The organism is Okeania sp. SIO2B3 (assembly GCF_010672525.1).
Taxonomy (GTDB): domain Bacteria; phylum Cyanobacteriota; class Cyanobacteriia; order Cyanobacteriales; family Microcoleaceae; genus Okeania.
Genome location: NZ_JAAHGH010000221.1, coordinates 1 through 2,715, shown reverse-complemented (window position 1 = coordinate 2,715; position 2,715 = coordinate 1). Strand labels below are relative to the sequence as shown.

The 2,715-nt window shown below is 38.3% G+C and carries 1 protein-coding gene and 1 pseudogene; one reads left to right on the top strand and one right to left on the bottom strand.

Annotated elements, in window-relative coordinates; genetic code table 11:
* Positions 1-126: 126 nt before the first annotated feature.
* A pseudogene (locus tag F6K15_RS37720) lies at positions 127-798 on the bottom strand (RNA-guided endonuclease InsQ/TnpB family protein); the annotation flags it as partial.
* A gap of 163 nt (positions 799-961) precedes the next feature.
* Between F6K15_RS37720 and rlmD the strand changes: the two are divergent.
* Complete coding sequence (gene rlmD, locus F6K15_RS37715; RefSeq protein ID WP_293071195.1) at positions 962-2,428, top strand: 23S rRNA (uracil(1939)-C(5))-methyltransferase RlmD; 1,467 nt, start codon at positions 962-964, stop codon at positions 2,426-2,428.
* Positions 2,429-2,715: the final 287 nt, after the last annotated feature.

Sequence of the window (2,715 nt, the reverse complement as noted above, 5' to 3'; positions counted from 1 at the left end):
TGTTTGGGAGACTGTGCAACTAGCAGATTTAGCACAGACTAAAAAACTTTTCCCTGAGTATAAGTCTATGCACTCTCAGGTGTTGCAAGATGTTATTCAGCGTGTACAAACAACAATGGATAACTATCGACGTTGTAGTTTTTTGATTTTACCTTCACCTTTTCTCAAAAATCTCGGATTATCTACTTTTTCGCCCTCAGAGTCAGTATAGAAATGATTTAAACCAACATCTAAGCCTAATTTTTTTCCTGTCGGAAGTTTACTTTCAACTCTGGTATGGTCTATCAGGAATTGAGCATAATAACCATCATGCCTTCTGACAACTCTGACTCGTTTAATTTGGTTAAGTTGATAGAAGTGAAGGTCTCGAGTACCCCACAATTTAAAAGTGCCTGCTGCAAAACCATCTGTGAAAGTTAGATAGCGTCTATCTTCTGATAATTTCCATCCACTGGTTTTATATTCTACTGATGCTCTAAGGAGGTACTTTTTAAACTTGGGAAAACCTTTTTTACCTTTAACCTGTGCTTTACAGTTTCGATAAAATCTTTCTATTGCTGCCCACGCTCTCTCAGCATGAGCTTGCCTAGCCATGGAGTTTAATTGTTTGGCCCAGGGAAACAACCTATTATAAGCTAGTACTGTGCAATATTTGTAGGCATCGTTCCTGCTTTTAACTTGTCCATCTATCCAAGCTCTGATGATGCTGTTACGCACAGATCTACCAGTACGAATAGCTGAATCTAGCTTTCTGTACTGATTTTCTGTGCCTTGCATTTTCATCTCGTAGACGAGCATAGAAAAGCTTGATCGCCATAATGCTACGATCAAATTATACCAGACAAATAAAGTACTTGCCAGCCCTAATTAACCCCTAAAAGGGGGAGGCTTTAAACCCAATTTTCCGGTAAAAGTAATATTATTCTTAGGTAATGAATGAGTGAATATTAATAATCAAAACTTGACTACACTACCTTGTCAACAAGGTCAAATTGTGGAAATAACTATCACAGACTTAACAGATAGCGGTGATGGAGTGGGTCGCTACGGTCAAAAAGTCATATTTGTACCTGATACAGTTCCGGGCGATCGCCTACTTACTCGTCTAACAGTGGTCAAACCAAAGTATGCTTATGGGAAATTACACCAACTTCTAGAAAAGTCAAAATATCGTATAAAACCCTATTGTATAGTTGCAGACAAGTGTGGTGGCTGTCAATGGCAGCATATTAGTTATGAATATCAGCTCCAAGCGAAACAAAATCAAGTTATTCAAGCTTTAAAGAGAATAGGAGGGCTAACATTATCAGCAGTAGATTCAACTCTAGCATCTCCAGCAGCTTTTGGATATCGCAACAAAGCTACATATCCTCTAAGTATTTCTACTACGGGTCAAGTTAAAGCTGGCTATTATCAAAAAGGTAGCCATAAAGTAATTAATCTTAATCAATGTCCAATCCAAGACGAACGTTTGAATCCTTTACTCAAAGAAGTAAAACAGGATATTACTGGGCAAGGCTGGAAAATATATGATGAACAGAAACATACAGGTATTGTACGCCACTTATCTTTGAGGATAGGTAACAACACAGGGGAAATATTGTTGACTTTGGTTGTAAATGGAGAGGAGGAAAAAACAAAAGAATTATTACCAGGTATCGAAGCCCAAGCACAAAAATGGTTAGAAGATTATTCTCGGTTAGCAGGTGTTTGTGTGAACTACAACTCCAAGGCAACAAATACTATTTTTGGTCAACAGACTGTTTGTATTGCTGGTCGGTTGTATCTACACGAAGAGTTTAGTGGTTTAAATTTTCAATTGACCCCCGATACTTTTTTCCAGGTAAATACAAAGACTGCTGAAAAATTAATAGAGGTAGTGATTCAAGAGTTGGCTTTGAATGGATCGGAGATTATTATTGATGCTTATTGTGGAATTGGTACTTTCACTTTACCTCTAGCCAAATATTTGCAGCAAGTGGGCGTTTATAATAACGACTCTATGGAAATAGTGGGTGAGGAGTTTTTACAAATGGGGGGTAGAAAGGGTCTGGCCATTGGTATAGAAGTTCAACCAGTAGCTATCAAACAGGCTCAGTTTAATGCTGAAATTAATCACTTGACAAATGTAAGTTTTTCTGCTGGAAAAGTGGAAGATTTGCTGCCTCAGTTGGAGGTCAAGCCAGATGTGGTTTTGTTAGACCCGCCGAGAAAAGGTTGCGATCGCTCTGTTTTAGAAACTCTTTTAGAAATTCTACCTGAACGTATAGTTTATATTAGTTGTAAACCTGCTACTTTGGCTCGCGATCTGAAATTTCTATGTTCGACAGGGAAGTATGAGTTGAGTAAAGTACAACCTGCGGACTTTTTTCCTCAAACTGCTCATGTGGAATGTGCTGCATTTTTAGTAAGAAAAAAGTCAAAATAAGTAAAGTAGTTTTGGCAATTTTTCTGTAATAAACTCGCTTTTAACTGAATAAATATTGATAGAAAGTGGGAATTAATTAGGTTTTGCTGAAAAAGTCTTATGGGTGAGGGTAGGAGACAGCTATACTGGAGACAACCCACCCGCGGGCCCCTCCCAGGAGGCTATCCATTACCCACATCTTTCTTAACATAAGGTTTGACAAAAAAAAGCATTTATGTATGGAGTAGCGCTCGCCAAACTGACTCTCCGAAAATCGTCCAGCCAGCTCTGCTTGCTGATAATTAGAT